The following is a 14,729-nucleotide window of genomic DNA, read 5'->3' on the forward strand; positions in this document are numbered from 1 at the left end:
CGAGGGCCTCGGTGCGCCAGATCTATGCATGGGGTTTTTGAGAGTCCGTATCGTACCCCCGCCCATGAAATCGGTCCGGAAGGGGCTCCGTTCGGGCGAGATCGAGAAAGACGTCTACGAGCGACTCGCCTGCAGCGAGTGCGGCGAAGAGCTCGGGACGGAGAACGACCCCGACGAGATCGGGACCGTTCGGGTCTGTCCCGAGTGCGGCAACAAGTGGAAGAAAGTGGGATAGGCGCGTTCCCGTCGACGAACGCCCGCCCGACAGTAGCCCGTTTCTCGCGCTCGCTCGTCACTCGAAGACCGCGTCGAACGAGTCCGCACCGAGCGGCGGATGGGTGCCCGCCGCGACGTTCTCGGCGACGTGCTCCGGCGAGCCCATCCCGACCAGCGAACAGGTGACCCCGGGAGCGCTCCGCGCGAAGTTGATCGCCTTCTGCGCGCTCGTCTCGCCAGCCACTCGCTCGGCCACGTCCTCGGGGAGTCCGGCCGACGCGAGCCGTCCCTGCGCGAGCGACGCGCTCGTGAAGACGTTCAGGCCCGCGTCGTGGGCGAACCACAGCGTCGACTGCGTCCCCTCGCTGCCTTCCTGGGCCTGCACGGTGAACGCGTCGGCCATCACGACGTTGAACGGCAACTGGATCGCCCGGAAGTGCGTCGCCGCGTTGTTCGCCCGCTTGGCCGCCTCCCGCGCCCGCGAGACGACCTCCGCCAGCGAGAGGTAGCTGTCGTCGTCGGCCGGCACGCGGAACGCTTCCCACGTCGCGACGCCGTACTGGCGGATGTCCCCCTCGGCCGCCCGCTCTTCGAGGCGCGTGAACGTGTCTTCGAGCTGATCGTACACCTCGTCGGCCGGGCGTTCGGCCAGTTGCGTCTCGGGGTTGTGGACGTAGTAGAGGTCGATGGTTTCGAGACCGAGGTTCTCCAGCGAGCGGTCGAGCTGGTCGTCGACGAACCCGGGCGCGATGCAGTGCTGGCCGGCGACGAGGTCGTCGGTGTCGACGATACCGGTGTCGACGTACTCGCTGTGGATCCACTGCCCCGGGTTGTCAGGTCGCTCGCCGTCGAACGGGACGAACCCGCCTTTGGTCGCGACGAGCGCGGCCTCGCGGTCGATATCGGCCTCCTCGATGGCTCGGCCGACGACCCGCTCGCTGCGCTGGTTGCGGTAGTTGATGGCGGTGTCGACGACGCTGACGCCGGATTCGAGCGCTTGGACGATGGCCTCGCGGTAGGCGTCGTCGGCCTCGTCGGTCGGGTCGCCGAGGTAGGTGCCCACGCCGATGCTGGAGACGACCCCCTCGCCGAACCGCCGGAAGTAGGTCCGGGCGAACCGGTCGCCGAACTCGTCACGGTACGCCCACGTCGCGTCCCTGGTGACCATATCGGCGGTTCGGTCCCGGCGGGGAAAAGCGTGCCATCTCGACCACGGGGGCCTCCGATGGAGGTGACTCAGTGAGTGGCGTGCGGTGGCGCGCGCTGTCGCGGCGTTCATGCCGCGACGAAGCCGTGCGAGGGATGAGCGACCGCAGGGAGCGAATCGGTTGGGGAGGCGTGAGGCGCGGTGCCGTGCGGAGCGGTTTCCCTGGTGGACTGAAAGGGCGAGGCGCGCTCGCGTGTAGTTCAGTCGTCTGAGCGCGGCCCTATCCGAGCGAGCGCAGCGAGCGAGGATATCCCGCTCAGCGACCGCGAGCGCGTCGAGGGCTTTCAACGCCTGCTGTTCGCTGGATCCGCCGTCACAACGACGAGCGAAAATCAGGAATCCTCTAGATGTCCACGCATCCACGCGAACTGCTCCTCGACCATCCGGCGGCCGGCGTCGGTGAGCGCGTACTCGTCGTGGATGCCCGCTTCCCGGAGTTCCAGGTGGCCGTTGTCGACCAGGGTGTCGAGCGCACCGTAGAACGACCGGGGTTCGATGCGCTCGTCGTAGTGCGATTCGAGCCGCGACTTGAGCGCCTGGCCGTGGAGCGGCCCCTCTCCGGCGAGGATGATCGTCAGGTCCCGGCGGCGCCCGCTCTGGAGCCACTTGGTCATACCCGCCCCTGGGTCCGGGGGCGGTTCGACTCTTGCGGTTGCCGGACGGGCGGTCGCCGTCATGGACGGGGACAGATCGAAGCCTACGACTACCAGCGGGCCCGACTCTCGGCAATGACCGACGCGACCGCGACGAGCGACGGGATCACGGCCCGCTACGAGGAGACAGACACCGAGCGGCTGCTGACCTTCGAGCGCGACGGCCGGACGGCGGCGGTCGCCCAGAACGTCGAGGGCTACGCCATGCTGAAGGTCCGGCCGAGCGCCGACGGCGACGAACTGGAGCGCTACTACGGGTTCGACATGGCGCTGGACCACGCCGCCGAACTGCTCGGCGTCGCTCCCCACGACCTGCCGGTGCCCGACGCCGCGGCGGACATGGGGATGTAGACCGAGCGGCGAACGGGAGAAGGTAGCTCGCCGGCGTCGATCCCTCCGCCGTCTCCCGATCGAACCCGGTGATCGTGCGATCGGTTCACGGAGTAACGGGCGCCTTTTACCGCCTGGAGTTCCTACGGGGAGTCGATGACGCACCCACGCGTTTCCGGCGTCGGGTTGACCCGCTTCGGGGAGCACTCCGAGCGGACGGGCCGGGACCTGTTCGCGGAGGCCGGGCTGGCCGCGCTGGACGACTCGGGCGTCGACCCGGACGACGTCGAGGCCCTGTTCTACGGCAACTTCATGGGCGAACTCGCCGAGCACCAGGGCCACCAGGCCCCGCTGATGGCCGAAGCCGTCGGGCTGGACGTGCCCGCGACGCGGTTCGAGGCCGCCTGCGCCTCCAGCGGCGCCGCGGTCCGCGAGGCCGTCAAGCACCTGCGCAGCGGCGAAGCCGACGTGATCCTCGTCGGGGGGAGCGAGCGCATGACCAACATCGGCACCGCGGGCGCGACGGACGCCCTCTCCATCGCCGCGGACGACCTCTACGAGATCCGCGCGGGGATGACCTTCCCCGGAGCCTACGCGCTGATGGCCCGCGCGTACTTCCGAGAGTACGGCGGTACGCGCGAAGACCTCGCACACGTCGCGGTGAAGAACCACGACCACGCGATGCCCAACGAGCACGCGCAGCTCCGCAAGGAGATCACCGTCGAGGACGCGCTGGAGGCGCCGATGGTCGCCGAACCGCTCGGGCTCTACGACGCCTGCCCGATCACCGACGGCGCCAGCGCCGCCGTCCTGACCAGCGCCGAGTACGCCGAGGAACACGATCTGGACGCCTCGGTCGCGATCACCGGGACCGGCCAGGGGAGCGACCGCATGGCGCTCCAGGACCGCGATCACCTCCTGAAGTCGCCGGCCGCGTCCAAGGCCGCCGACGAGGCGTACGCCGACGCCGGCGTCGGTCCCGCCGACGTGGACGTCGCCGAGGTCCACGACTGCTTCACCATCGCCGAGGTGCTCGCCGTCGAGTCGCTGGGCCTGTACGAGGACGGAGAGGGAATCATCGCCGCGCGCGAGGGCGAGACCCACGCGACCGGCGAGATGCCGGTCAACCTCTCGGGCGGGCTGAAGGCCAAAGGCCACCCGGTCGGCGCGACAGGGGTCGCGCAGATCATCTCGCTGACGGAGGTGCTGGACGGCGAGTCGCCGTGGTCCGACGACGTGGCTGACGCGCGGGTCGGCGTCGCGCACAACGCCGGCGGTACCGTCGCGAGTGCCACAGTTCACGTGATGGAGGTGATGGAATGAGCGACAAAGCCAGAGACGGGCAGTACGACGACCTGCTCGACGCGATCGAAGCTGGCGAGGGGTACTACGTGGAGTGCGCGAACGGCCACGGCTGGCTCCCGCCGCGGCGGGTGTGTCCGGAGTGTCGCAGCCGCGAGCTGACCGAGACGCCGCTGCCCGATTCGGGCGAAGTGGCGACGTACACGACGGTGTCGGTCGCCACCCCGCAGTTCAGCGAGGACACCCCGTACACGACGGCCATCGTCGACTACGGCCCCGTCCGCGTGACGGGCCTGCTGCGCGGCGTGGACCCCGACGATATCGAGGTCGGGATGCCCGTCGGCATCGACGTCGGTGAGCGCGAGACGACGGGAGACCGAGCCATCGTCTTCCGGCCGCGGTAGCGCTCGCAGGGCGGTCTTCGTCCCCGATTCTCCGCCCCAGATTCTCCGCCCGTGTCCTGCAAGCACGGGACGTTCCCCTGGCCGGTCCCCAGCGGAAGTGTATGCAATCAGTACTTCACCTCGTCTCGGGCGACGAGAGCGAACAGGAGACGACGCTCACCATCGCGAAGAACCTCCTCGAAGACGAGTCCGGCGATATCGACGACGTCGCGGTCGTCGCGCAGGCGGGCGGCATCGAGGCGATCACGAGCGACGGCGGCTTCACTGAGGAGGTCGAGTCGCTCGCCGAGAACGGGGCCTCGTTCAAGGCCTGCGCCAACACGCTGGAGATGGAGGGCATCGACGAGTCCGAACTCCTCGGGAACGCCGAGACGGTCCCCGAGGGCGCGGTCGAAGTGACGCGACTGGAAAACGAGGGCTACGCCTACATGCGGCCCTGACTCAGGAAGTGACGAATCCGAGCACGACCATCACGAACCCGAGCGCGGCGATGGTCACGCCGACGCCGTAGGCCCAGATCCGCTGATACCGCTCGGCTCGCTCCGGGTCTTCCGTCCAGGTCCGCGCCGAGACGAAACTCCGGAGGTAGTTCGGGAACCCGATCGCGAACACGCCCAGCCCGACCAACACGACGCCGAGAAAGACGACGGCCGGGTCCATACGAACCGGTAGGTCCGCTGCGCTGAAGGCGGTTACGTTCCTGGCGCTACCCCTGGGCCGGGTCCTCGCCGACCGGTTCGATGTCGGGATCGGGCGGGTCGTCCATGCCGACGCCGAGGAAGAAACTCGGATGCGGCGGCTGGTTGTAGGCGACGTTCTGCCAGGCGACCGCCGTCCGGTACATCGGATCGTGCATCAGCGTGGGGATCCGGTGGTCTGTCTCGTGGGTCGTCGCATACAGCCGCAGCGCCTCGCTGTCGGGTTCGCGCCAGATCACCTCCTCGCGCCAGTCGCCGAGGATGTCGGCCGAGAGGCAGGGGTTGCCCTTCGTCCAGTTGTTCGAACGAGTGCCGTCGAAGCTGACGAGCGGCTCCAGTTCCCCGGCCTCGTGGTGCCAGCGGTCGATCGTCCCGACGCCGATTCCGGCGTCGCCGTCCCAGTCGTGGTCGAGCAGCTCCCGCCGGAGGTCGCCGGTCCACCAGATCCCGAAGTTGTACGACTGGGGGATCTCGTCGCCGATCTTCTCGCCGTCGGCGGTCCAGAGCCCGACGCCGGCCGGCGCCCACGCTTCCGCGCCCGGGTGCGTCGGGTCGATGTCGGCGATCATCCCGCGGCCGGTGTCGGTCCCGGTGTACTCGCCCCAGATAAGTTCGCCCGTGCCGGCCTCGCGCATCGACGCGCCGTACTCGGCGTCGGCCTCCTCGTGGACCTGATAGACCTCCAGCCCGTCGCGCTGGGGGTCGAAGTCGCCGACGTGGAGCGCGTCGCCGTGGCCCCACCCCGTCGAGTAGAGGCCGGTGCCGTCGTGGTCGACGACGCAGGCGCCGTAGACGATCTCGTCCTTGCCGTCGTCGTCGACGTCGGCGACGCTCAACTGGTGGTTGCCCTGTCCCTCGTAGGCCTCGTTGCCGGGGTCGGTGCTGTCGAAGGTCCAGCGGTGGGTCAACTCGCCGTCGCGGTAGTCGAACGCGGCGAGCATCGTCTTCTCGTAGTAGCCGCGGGCCTGCACGATGCTCGGATGCTCGCCGTCGAGGTAGGCGACGCCGGCGAGGTACCGGTCGCCGCGGTTGCCGTAGTCGTCGCCCCAGTCAGCGATGTCCCCGCGGGCCGGTTCGAAGTCGACGGTCTCCAGCGCCTCGCCGGTCTCGCCGTCGAAGACGGTGAGGTACTCCGGCCCCTCGATGACGCGCCCGGTCTCGTCGGGATACAGGGCGTCGGGGTCACCGATGACGGTGCCGGCGGCGTCGGTCGTCCCGTCCGCGGTTCGGCAGACCAGTTCGGCCCGCCCGTCGCCGTCGAAGTCGTAGACGAGGAACTGCGTGTAGTGGGCGCCGGCGCGGACGTTCCGGCCCAGTTCGATCCGCCAGTGGCGGGTGCCGTCGAGCGCGTACGCGTCGAGGATCACCTGGTTGGTGTGGCCCTCGTGGGCGTTGTCCTTCGCGTTCGACGGCTCCCACTTGAGGACGACGTCGTACTCGCCGTCGCCGGTGAGGTCGCCGACGCTCGCGTCGTTCGCGTGGTAGCTGACCGTCGAGCCGTCCTCGGGGTGCTCGGCGTCCGCCGGCCTGTCGAGCGGGATCTCCAGGTACTCCCGGTCCCAGACATCGACCGGTTCCGAGCGCTCGCCCTCCTCGCCGTCGATCACGGGCGCGACGGCGTAGGTCGACTCGGTCGTCCCGTCGGGGTCGCGGTAGTCGGTACTGCCGGTGATCGGCTCGTCGGTCACGCGGTCGCCGTCGCGGTAGAGCGCGAACGCGACGCCGTCGGGGTCGGTCCCGAACAGCCGCCAGCGGACGTACACGCCCTCCTCGACCGGCACTGCGACGACCCCTCTGTCCAGCGACTCCATCTCGCGGGTCATGGTGGTGTCACTCTCAGGCACGGTCGCGCTGTCGGACCTTCATACTACCCCTCCCGGAGAGGACGTGCGGTTCTCGCGCCGCTCGGGAGCGGGCCGGGGGTGTCGAAAACAGTCCGCGACGAGTAAGGCTACTCGTCGGACTCGGTGATCTCGGGGTGCTCGGTCGCCTCGCCGCGGACGACGCGGAGGAACTCGGTCGGGTGTTCGACGTGGGGGAGCAGCGCCGACTCGCCGATGGAGACCAGTTCGACGTCGGCGACCGTCGCGAGCGCGCGCCCGTCCGACAGCGGCGGCATGTCGCTCTCGCGGCCCCACACCAGCGTGACGGGGACGTCTAGGTCGCCGAGCGCCTCGCTCAGGTCGATGTCGGGGTCGAGGTGGCCGCTGACGAACGAGGCGGGCGCGAAGCGCGCGCCGGGCTGGTGGGCGGTCTGCCACTCGTACTCGACGGTCTCGTCGTCGAGGTTCGAGACGTCGTAGTAGCCGTGGTCGTCGTGGAAGTACCGGATCGACCGCTCGCTCCCGATGGCGTTGTATATCGCCTGACCGACGACCGGCGCCCGGACGAGCGAGCGGAGCCACACGCGCCGCCCGGGCACGGTGTCGGCCGTCGGGCAGATCAGGACGAGCCGCGAGATGTCGAGATCGCGGGCGGCGTCTGCGGCGTAGGCGCCCGTGAGCGACGAGGCGACGACGACGGCGTCCTCGCTCATGTCGGTGACGAAGTCGCGGACGAACGTCGTGTACAGCGACGCGGAGTACGTCAGCGGCGGCCGGTCGGACAGCCCGAACCCGGGCAGGTCCGGCGCGATCACGTGGTAGTCCTCGGCCAGTTCCTCGAACACCTCGCGCCACTCGTGGCTCGTCGCCGCGGCGTTGATGCCGTGGAGGAGGACCAGGTCCGGATCGTCGGGGTCGCCCGCCTCGGTGTAGGCCACGTCGAACCCGCGCCAGCGGTAGGTGTCGGACCTGCCCCGCAGCGGCGGTCCCAACTCGCCCGCTCGACGGCCGAGCGCACGGTTGGTCACGGCGGCCGCACCGACGGCTCCGAACGTCGCTCCGACGAGAGTCCGCAGTTTCATGCCCGAACGTAGGGGCCTCTGCCGCATATAAGTGATGCCCGGCCCACAGATCGGCCGCGACGGTCTGCTCTCGCGGTGCCGTCCGTCTGAACTGCCGGCGAGACGGCGCTGGGCCGCCTCAGTCCCGGCGGTCGGCGACGCAGTCGGCGAGCGGTTCGAGGATCTCCTCGGCGACGGTGTAGGGGTCGGTCTCCCGGCGGAGCACCGCCTCGACTCGCTCGTCGAGGCCGCCCCGGGCCTCGATCTCCTCGGCCAGGAGCCCCCGGACGTCCTCGCGCAGGAGCGTCCGGATCTCCTCGGCGTAGCGCGTCCGCGCCTTGGCTTCGAGCCGCCCCGAATCCACCAGGTACGAGCGGTGGGCCGCGAGCGCGTCGAGGAAGTCCTCGACACCCTCGCCGCGGTTGGCGACCGTCTCGACGATCGGCGGATCCCAGGGCTCGACCGCGTCGGCGTCGTCCCCGGCTGGGTCGTCGCTCGCCGCGTCGCCGTCCGCCGGATTCCCGTCCCCGTCCCCACCTCCGACGTCGACGGTCGTCTCCTCGAACCCGTGGTGACCACCGCCGACCTGGATATCGCCGTCACGCAACTGGAGCATCTCCCGGAGCTCCTGCACCGTGCGGTCGGCGCCGTCGAGGTCGGCCTTGTTGACGACGAACAGGTCCGCTATCTCCAGGATGCCGGCCTTGAGCATCTGGACGTCGTCGCCGCTGCTGGGCGGGACGAGCACGGCCACGGTGTCGGCCGTGCGGACGATGTCGACCTCGTTCTGGCCGGCGCCGACGGTCTCGACGATCACCTTGTCCTTCCCGAAGGCGTCGAGCGCTTTCACGGCGTCCGTGGTCGCCGTCGAGAGGCCGCCGAGCGTCCCGCGGGCGGACATCGACCGGAAGAACACGTCCATGTCGCCCACGTTCGAGGCCATGCGGATGCGGTCGCCCAGCACGGCGCCGCCGGTGAACGGCGAGGCGGGGTCGATGGCGATGACGCCCACCGTCAGCCCCCGATCGCGGTAGGCCTTCGCGAGCTTGTCGACGAGCGTCGACTTGCCGGCGCCGGGGCTCCCGGTGATCCCGATCACGTCGGCGTCGCCGGTGTGGGCGTGGAGCTGGGAGACCAGTCGGCGGTAGCCCGGCGAGCGGTTCTCGATCTTCGTGATCGTCCGGGCGAGCGCGCGGTGGCTCCCGTCGAGCAGGTCGGCGATGAGGGGATCGACGGCGGCGTCTGACCCGGCGTCGGCGGCCTCGGCGTCGTCTCCCCGGCCGTCCGGGTCCCCCTCCGTCATCGTCGCTCGGGGGAGTGCTCCCGGATGTAGTCGATCATCTCGTCCATCGACGCGCCGGGGCCGAAGATCTCGGCGACGCCCTCGTCGTAGAGGAACTCCTTGTCGTCGTCCGGGATGATGCCGCCGACGAGCACCAGCGTGTCCTCGCGGGCGCCGTACTCCTCCAGCCCGTTCATTATCTTGGGGACGAGCGTGTTGTGAGCGCCCGAGAGGATGGAGATGCCGAGGACGTCGACGTCCTCCTGGACGGCGGCCTGGACGACCTCGTCCGGCGAGCGGTGGAGCCCGGAGTAGATGACCTCGAAGCCCGCGTCGCGCAGCGCCCGCGCGATGACGTGCGCGCCGCGGTCGTGCCCGTCGAGGCCGACCTTGGCGACGAGACAGCGGATCTGGCGTTGTCCCTGCTCTGCGCTCATGCCCGCTAGTTGTCCCGGTTCCGGTTTCACGTTTGCGGTGATTTTTGCGAGACCCGCGGTCCACGGCCGGTCCCGTCCGGCATCCTCGATTCCGAAGCGGGTATACCGACGGCGTCCACAGGATCGATATGGCAGTCGCCGACTCCCTCCAGTCCCGGGCACGGGCGAACCCGCGGCGAGTGACGGCCGTGTTCTCGGCCATCGGGTATCTCCTCGTCGTCGGCGCGTTCACGCCGTACGCGCCGTTCCCGTCGATCAGCGACGACGCGGTCATCCTGCTGGGCGACGCTATCGCGGTCGTCAACTCGCTGGCGCTGGTCTCGATCCTGATCGGCGTCCGGTACATCAAACGCGGCGAGGTGGAGAAACACCGGACGGCGATGCTGACGGCGTTCGCGCTCATCCTCGTCTTCCTCACGATGTACCTGCTGAAGGTCGGCGGCGGGTTCGAGAAGTCGATCCTCGCCTCCGGCGTCGTCTACTACGCCTACCTCGCTATGCTCGCCGTCCACATCCTCCTCTCGGCGCTGGCCGTGCCGGTCGTCCTCCACGCCGTCGTGCTCGGACTGACCCACAGCCCCTCGGAGCTACGCGATACCTCTCACGCGCGCGTGGGCCGGATCGCCGTCGCCGCGTGGTCGCTCAGCCTCTTCCTCGGCATCGTGACCTACCTCCTGCTCAACCACGTCTACATGTGGGAGAAACGCGGCCACGCCGCGTTCCTGTTGCTCGCCGTCGGGCCGTCGGTCCGGGCGTTCGTCGCCGGTCGCGACGACGAGTGAGCGGCGCTCGACGCACGCGGCCCGCGCGTCCGATTCCTTTTCCCGCAGCACGTGCTACGGTCTCACATGGCCGAGCAGCCCGACGCACCTGCCGAGGACCCGCCGGCCGGAACAGACGCGACACAGCGGACCGCCCCCCACGGTGGAAAGGGCCAACCAGCACCGGAGACGGGGCGCTGTGACTTCTGCCGACTCCCGATCCCGGGAGAGCCGATCACCGCCGAGTGCGACGGCGAGCAGTACGACTACTGCTGTAAGTCCTGTCGGGACTCCTCGCGGGAACGCGAGAAGGTGTTCACCCAGTACCACGGCTTCCGGAGGGTGCCGACCGGCGTCGCCCCGCTCGACGAGAGCCTGCCGCAGGGGATCCCGCGCAACTCGTTCGTCCTGCTGACGGACCTCGCGGGCACGCGCACGGAGGCCATCCAGGCGGAACTGGTCTGGCGCTCGCTCCAGCGGGGCGAGCCGGCCGTCTTCGTCTCCTTCCTCGAACCGCCGATGTCCGTCATCCAGGAGTTCGTCACGCTGGACTGGAACGTCCTCCCCTACCTGGAGTCGGGCCAGCTGCAGATCCTCGACTGTTTCACCTACCGCCTGGAGAACCGCGAGCGGATGTACGACCGGCTCAACGACTGGAACGCCTTCCTCTCGGACGTCGCGGCGGGCGCGACGACGCAGGTCCGCGACCCGACCGAACTGGGCGAGCTGAACAACCGGCTCGACAGCGTGCTGGAAGCCTGTGAGATGGAAGACAGGGGCATCGTCGTCATCGACTCGCTGACGGAGTTCGGGGCGCTCGTCCAGCCGGTCAAGGCCTACGCGTTCCTGAAGGACGTCCGCGCGGAGGTGTGCAAGAGCCGCTTCGTCCCCATCTACGCCGGCGCGACCGTCACCGGCGAGGACCAGCAGTTCCCCCACGACCTCAACTACATGGTCGACGGCATCGTCGAGATGAAACTCGACGAGGAACTGGTCGAGGGCTCGCTCATCAAGCAGATCCGCGTCCGCAAGATGAGCGGCGTGCTCACCCTCCCGAAGTGGGTCGCCTACGAGTACACCGCGGGCGAGGGGATCGTCACCATCGAACTCCCGGAGGGACCCCCCGAACAGGGAGCGTCCGAAGCGCAGGACGGCGCGGAACCGGGTCAGGGTGGGGCCGACGGACAGGAACCATCCACTGGCGAGGGCGGAGCGGCCGGTGCCGGCTTCGGCCAGGGACCGCCGGTCGGCCAGTCCGCCGACGGGACCCAGGCCGACGACCCGCCGGCCGACGGGAGCGGGGGTGGAGGCGGGGGCGGCGAAGAAGCGACCGATCCGGCCGACGGCGGGAGCGAGTGACCGTCTCGGCGGTCCGCGGGCGGGGAGCGGGGCGGGGGTAGGACTGTTTAGTCCGTCCGGGGGAGCGCGCGAGCGCCGAGCGCGAGGAAGACGACCGCGAGCGCGGCGACCACGAGCAGGTAGCCCAGTTCTGGCGCGACCGGGCCGACCGGGACGACGTCGCCGCCGTCGGTCGTCGCGCGGACGCCGCGGGCGAAGTAGGTGAGCGGCGAGAGCGCGGTCGCGGGGCGGAACCACGCCGGGAGCATGTCCAGCGGGACGAACGTCTCCGAGAGGAAGAGCAGGGGGAGCGCGACGGAGTTGCTCGTCGCGATGACGCCGTCCTGGGAGTCGGCGAGCGAGCCGATGAGCGCGCCGATCCCGCAGAACAGCCCCACCCCGAGGACGACGTAGCCGACGAGCAGTCCGACGACCGGTATCGAGAGCGCGACGTCCGCGCCGGTCAGGCCGACGACGAGCGCGAGGAGCATGAGCGCGGCGAGCCCGATGACGACGACGTTGACGAGCGTCTGGGCGAGGAGCCACTCGGTCCGCGACAGCGGCGTCGTCGCCAGCTTCTCGAAGCGGTTGCCGTCGCGGTGGCGCGCCACCTCGCTCCCGACGCGCGAGAGCGGGGTGAACAGGACGACCACGGCCAGGTAACCGGGGACGTAGTAGACCGCCGGCTCCGTGAACAGCCCGCCGCCACCGCCGGCTGTCGGCTGCGTCTGGACGAGGACGCCGAAGATGACGACGATCAGGAGCGGGAAGAAGAAGGTGAAGAAGACGGCCGTCCGCCGGCGGAGGAACGAGTGCCAGCCGGCGCGGACGGACGCCGCGATCCGGCCCGTCCGGGTCATCGCTCGCCCTCCGCGGTCGCCCGTCCGGACGACCGCTCGCCCTCTCGGGCGCCCGCGCCGTGGCCGTACTCGCGTCCCGCGCCGCCGGCGAGTTGCAGATAGACGTCTTCGAGGTCCGGTTCGCTCCAGGAGAGGGCGTCGTAGCTCGCCCCCGCCGCGTCGAGGGCGTCGACGACGTCGCCGATCGCCTCGGGCGGCACGTCTGAGACGACGAGCGCGCCGTCCGAGCGCTCGACCGGATACGACAGGTCGAGCGCGGCCGGCTCGGCGTCGGTCTCGACGACGAGTCGGCTCTCGCCGCCGTACTCCGCGACGAGGGCGTCGGGGTCGTCGACGGCGACGAGTCGGCCGTCGGCGAGCAGGCCGACGCGGTCGGCCAGCCGGTGGGCCTCGGCCATGTCGTGGGTGGTGAGGACGATGGTGGTCCCGCCGGCGGCGAGCGATTCGAGGAGGTCCCACAGCGACCGGCGACCCGCGGGGTCGATGCCGGTCGTCGGCTCGTCGAGGAAGAGCAGGTCCGGGTCGTTGACCAGCGTCGCACCGACGCAAGTCCGACGCTGCTGGCCGCCGGAGAGGTTCTCGTACCACGTGTCTGCGGCCTCGGTCAGGCCCACGTCGGCCAGCACCGCGTCGGCGTCGCGGCTGTCGTCGTAGAGGCCGGCGTAGTAGGTGAGGAGTTCGCGGGCGGTGAGTCGCGCGGGCGGGTCGAACGCCTGGGGGAGCAAGCCGATGCGTTCGCGGTCGACCTGGCGGGGGTCGGTTCCGAAGACGGTCACCGAGCCCTCGGCGTCGGTCGTCCCGGTGAGCGCGCGGACGAGCGTGGTCTTGCCCGCGCCGTTCGGGCCGACGAGGGCGAACACCTCGCCCGCGCCGACCGAGAGCGAGACGCCGTCGAGCGCGACCGTGTCGCCGTAGGTCCGCCGCACGTCCTCGGCGACGAGCGTCGCTGTCATAGCCGAACGCACCAGTGGAGGTCGCAAAGGCGGTTCGGTTCGCCGTCGGCGGCGCGGCGACCGGCGGACCGCGACGGAAGCGGGGGCGCGTCGATGGGGGGCCGATAGAGGCGTCAGCGGGAGCAGGTGGCGGGCGTCAGTGGGGGAGGGCGGTAGCGTCAGCGGAGAGGGCGACAGGCGTCAGCGGGGGAAGGTGGAAGACATCAAGCCGCTCTCGGGGAGGGGTCGGGGGGCGGCGTCTCGACGCCGTCGTCGCCGTCGCCCCGCCAGCGGGCGGCGACGACGAGCGCGCCCGCGCCGAGGCCGAGCAGGAGGACGACGAACGTGACCAGACCGCCGACGTACGGGACGAACCCGACCGCCTCGACGCCGACGACGCCGGCGACGAGCGCGGCCCAGCGGTTCTCGACGTCGGCGGCGGTCAGCGCGTACCGGCCGACGAGGTACTCGCCGTAGACGAGCGCCGCCCAGGCGGCCAGCCAGAACAGCGCGCCGCCCGCCAACGCGAGCGGGATACCGACGATCGTCAGCGTCACCGCGACCAGGAGGACGGGGACGGCGAACAGCGCCGCCAGCCCGGCGGCGCCGGTCCGCGCCGGATCGTCGGTCGCCGTCTCGACCAGTTCGGCCGAGAACTCGGGGAACAGCGCCAGCAGGACCGCGCCGACCAGCAGGGACAGCAGCGTCCAGTAGACGGCCAACAGCGGCGAGAAGACGGCGTCGAACACCTCGTCAGGGCCGACCCCGAACTGACCGCCGACGTGCCACTCCGAACTGGACTTCTCGGTCACCGTCCCCGCGACCGCGGCGCCGTCCTCGCGGTCGAGGCTCTCGTGGTAGGTCACGTCGCCGCCGACGGTCGCGGTCGAACCGAGGACGACCGACTGCCCGCTCGCCACGTCGCCGTCGACCGTGCCTGCGACTTCGGCGTCGCCGCCGCCGGCGCTGATGTCTTCCTCGACGGTCGCGCCCTCGGCGACGGTCACCGACCCGCTGCCGGCGCTGGCGCTCCCCTCGACGCGGGCGTCGCCGGTCAACTCGACCGACCCGGACGCCGCGGTGGCGTCGCCGCCGACCGACCCGGCGACCGTGACCGACCCGGACGCCGCGGTCACGTCGCCGTCGACCCTGCCGCCGTCGGCCACTTCGACGGAACCCGCGACCGCCGTCACGTCGCCCTCGACGGTCCCGCGGACGAGGACGTCCCCGGTCATGGCGGTCAGGTCGCCGCCGACGGTCTCGTTCGGACCGACGACTCTGTCGGCGTCCTGGGGCGCTGCGGCCGCCGCGCCCGGGAGGAGCGCGAGCGCGACGACGAGGCTACACACGAGCACGATGGCCCGCGAGGTGCGGGCGTCTGGCGTGGGAGGGGCCATTGCAGTTGGACCGAGGACCGCCTACCCG

The 14,729-nt window shown here is 70.6% G+C and carries 17 protein-coding genes; 7 read left to right on the top strand and 10 right to left on the bottom strand.

All coding sequences use genetic code 11. From position 1 onward, the window contains the following. The first annotated feature begins 64 nt into the window (after positions 1 to 64). A complete protein-coding gene (locus PSC72_RS06150) occupies positions 65 to 235 on the top strand; it encodes an HVO_0758 family zinc finger protein (RefSeq protein WP_274325010.1) in 171 nt (56 codons plus the stop codon). A 57-nt stretch (positions 236 to 292) separates the two neighbouring features. Here PSC72_RS06150 and PSC72_RS06155 read toward each other — a convergent pair whose 3' ends face one another. Next, positions 293 to 1,384 carry an aldo/keto reductase gene (locus tag PSC72_RS06155; RefSeq protein WP_274325011.1) on the bottom strand — a complete coding sequence of 364 codons (1,092 nt, stop codon included), beginning with the start codon at positions 1,382 to 1,384 and terminating at the stop codon, positions 293 to 295. 371 nt (positions 1,385 to 1,755) lie between these two features. Further along, positions 1,756 to 2,037: a PadR family transcriptional regulator gene (locus PSC72_RS06160; protein WP_274325012.1), complete on the bottom strand. Its 282-nt coding sequence runs from the start codon at positions 2,035 to 2,037 to the stop codon at positions 1,756 to 1,758. Positions 2,038 to 2,151: 114 nt separating this feature from the next. Between PSC72_RS06160 and PSC72_RS06165 the strand changes: the two genes are divergently transcribed. The 4 genes from PSC72_RS06165 (at position 2,152) to PSC72_RS06180 (ending at position 4,552) form a co-directional block, all read left to right on the top strand. After that, positions 2,152 to 2,427: a DUF7111 family protein gene (locus PSC72_RS06165; RefSeq protein WP_274325013.1), complete on the top strand. Its 276-nt coding sequence runs from the start codon at positions 2,152 to 2,154 to the stop codon at positions 2,425 to 2,427. A gap of 135 nt (positions 2,428 to 2,562) precedes the next feature. Next, complete coding sequence (locus tag PSC72_RS06170; RefSeq protein ID WP_274325014.1) at positions 2,563 to 3,729, top strand: thiolase domain-containing protein; 1,167 nt, start codon at positions 2,563 to 2,565, stop codon at positions 3,727 to 3,729. Continuing rightward, a complete protein-coding gene (locus tag PSC72_RS06175; RefSeq protein ID WP_274325015.1) occupies positions 3,726 to 4,112 on the top strand; it encodes a Zn-ribbon domain-containing OB-fold protein in 387 nt (128 codons plus the stop codon). The genes PSC72_RS06170 and PSC72_RS06175 overlap by 4 nt, the downstream gene beginning before the upstream one ends. 101 nt (positions 4,113 to 4,213) lie before the next feature. Further along, positions 4,214 to 4,552, top strand: a complete 339-nt coding sequence (locus PSC72_RS06180; RefSeq protein ID WP_274325016.1) for a DsrE family protein — start codon at positions 4,214 to 4,216, stop codon at positions 4,550 to 4,552. A gap of 1 nt (position 4,553) precedes the next feature. On the opposite strand, the gene PSC72_RS06185 is transcribed toward PSC72_RS06180, so the two are convergent. The 5 genes from PSC72_RS06185 to PSC72_RS06205 form a co-directional block, all read right to left on the bottom strand. Further along, a complete protein-coding gene (locus PSC72_RS06185) occupies positions 4,554 to 4,772 on the bottom strand; it encodes a hypothetical protein (RefSeq protein WP_274325017.1) in 219 nt (72 codons plus the stop codon). A gap of 46 nt (positions 4,773 to 4,818) precedes the next feature. Further along, positions 4,819 to 6,621, bottom strand: a complete 1,803-nt coding sequence (locus PSC72_RS06190) for a rhamnogalacturonan lyase (RefSeq protein WP_382261849.1) — start codon at positions 6,619 to 6,621, stop codon at positions 4,819 to 4,821. Between the two features lie 140 nt (positions 6,622 to 6,761). After that, a complete protein-coding gene (locus PSC72_RS06195) occupies positions 6,762 to 7,715 on the bottom strand; it encodes an alpha/beta fold hydrolase (protein WP_274325019.1) in 954 nt (317 codons plus the stop codon). A gap of 118 nt (positions 7,716 to 7,833) precedes the next feature. Next, positions 7,834 to 8,997: a methylmalonyl Co-A mutase-associated GTPase MeaB gene (gene meaB, locus PSC72_RS06200; RefSeq protein ID WP_274325020.1), complete on the bottom strand. Its 1,164-nt coding sequence runs from the start codon at positions 8,995 to 8,997 to the stop codon at positions 7,834 to 7,836. Further along, positions 8,994 to 9,413, bottom strand: a complete 420-nt coding sequence (locus PSC72_RS06205; protein WP_274325021.1) for a cobalamin B12-binding domain-containing protein — start codon at positions 9,411 to 9,413, stop codon at positions 8,994 to 8,996. The genes meaB and PSC72_RS06205 overlap by 4 nt, the downstream gene beginning before the upstream one ends. A gap of 128 nt (positions 9,414 to 9,541) precedes the next feature. Between PSC72_RS06205 and PSC72_RS06210 the strand changes: the two genes are divergently transcribed. Together PSC72_RS06210 and PSC72_RS06215 are read left to right on the top strand one after the other, a co-directional pair. After that, the gene (locus PSC72_RS06210; RefSeq protein WP_274325022.1) at positions 9,542 to 10,195 is read left to right on the top strand and encodes a DUF420 domain-containing protein; all 654 of its coding nucleotides are present in this window, start codon (positions 9,542 to 9,544) and stop codon (positions 10,193 to 10,195) included. A 66-nt stretch (positions 10,196 to 10,261) separates the two neighbouring features. Beyond that, a complete protein-coding gene (locus PSC72_RS06215) occupies positions 10,262 to 11,533 on the top strand; it encodes an ATPase domain-containing protein (protein ID WP_274325023.1) in 1,272 nt (423 codons plus the stop codon). A gap of 47 nt (positions 11,534 to 11,580) precedes the next feature. Here PSC72_RS06215 and PSC72_RS06220 read toward each other — a convergent pair whose 3' ends face one another. The 3 genes from PSC72_RS06220 to PSC72_RS06230 all read right to left on the bottom strand — a co-directional run bounded on the left by PSC72_RS06220 (position 11,581) and on the right by PSC72_RS06230 (position 14,701). Then, positions 11,581 to 12,372 carry an ABC transporter permease gene (locus tag PSC72_RS06220; RefSeq protein ID WP_274325024.1) on the bottom strand — a complete coding sequence of 264 codons (792 nt, stop codon included), beginning with the start codon at positions 12,370 to 12,372 and terminating at the stop codon, positions 11,581 to 11,583. Further along, positions 12,369 to 13,325, bottom strand: a complete 957-nt coding sequence (locus PSC72_RS06225) for an ABC transporter ATP-binding protein (RefSeq protein ID WP_274325025.1) — start codon at positions 13,323 to 13,325, stop codon at positions 12,369 to 12,371. Before PSC72_RS06225 ends, PSC72_RS06220 begins: the two co-directional genes overlap by 4 nt. A 203-nt stretch (positions 13,326 to 13,528) precedes the next feature. Beyond that, positions 13,529 to 14,701 carry a bactofilin family protein gene (locus PSC72_RS06230; RefSeq protein WP_274325026.1) on the bottom strand — a complete coding sequence of 391 codons (1,173 nt, stop codon included), beginning with the start codon at positions 14,699 to 14,701 and terminating at the stop codon, positions 13,529 to 13,531. Positions 14,702 to 14,729 lie beyond the last annotated feature (28 nt).

The organism is Halosimplex aquaticum (assembly GCF_028747785.1).
Classification (GTDB): domain Archaea; phylum Halobacteriota; class Halobacteria; order Halobacteriales; family Haloarculaceae; genus Halosimplex; species Halosimplex aquaticum.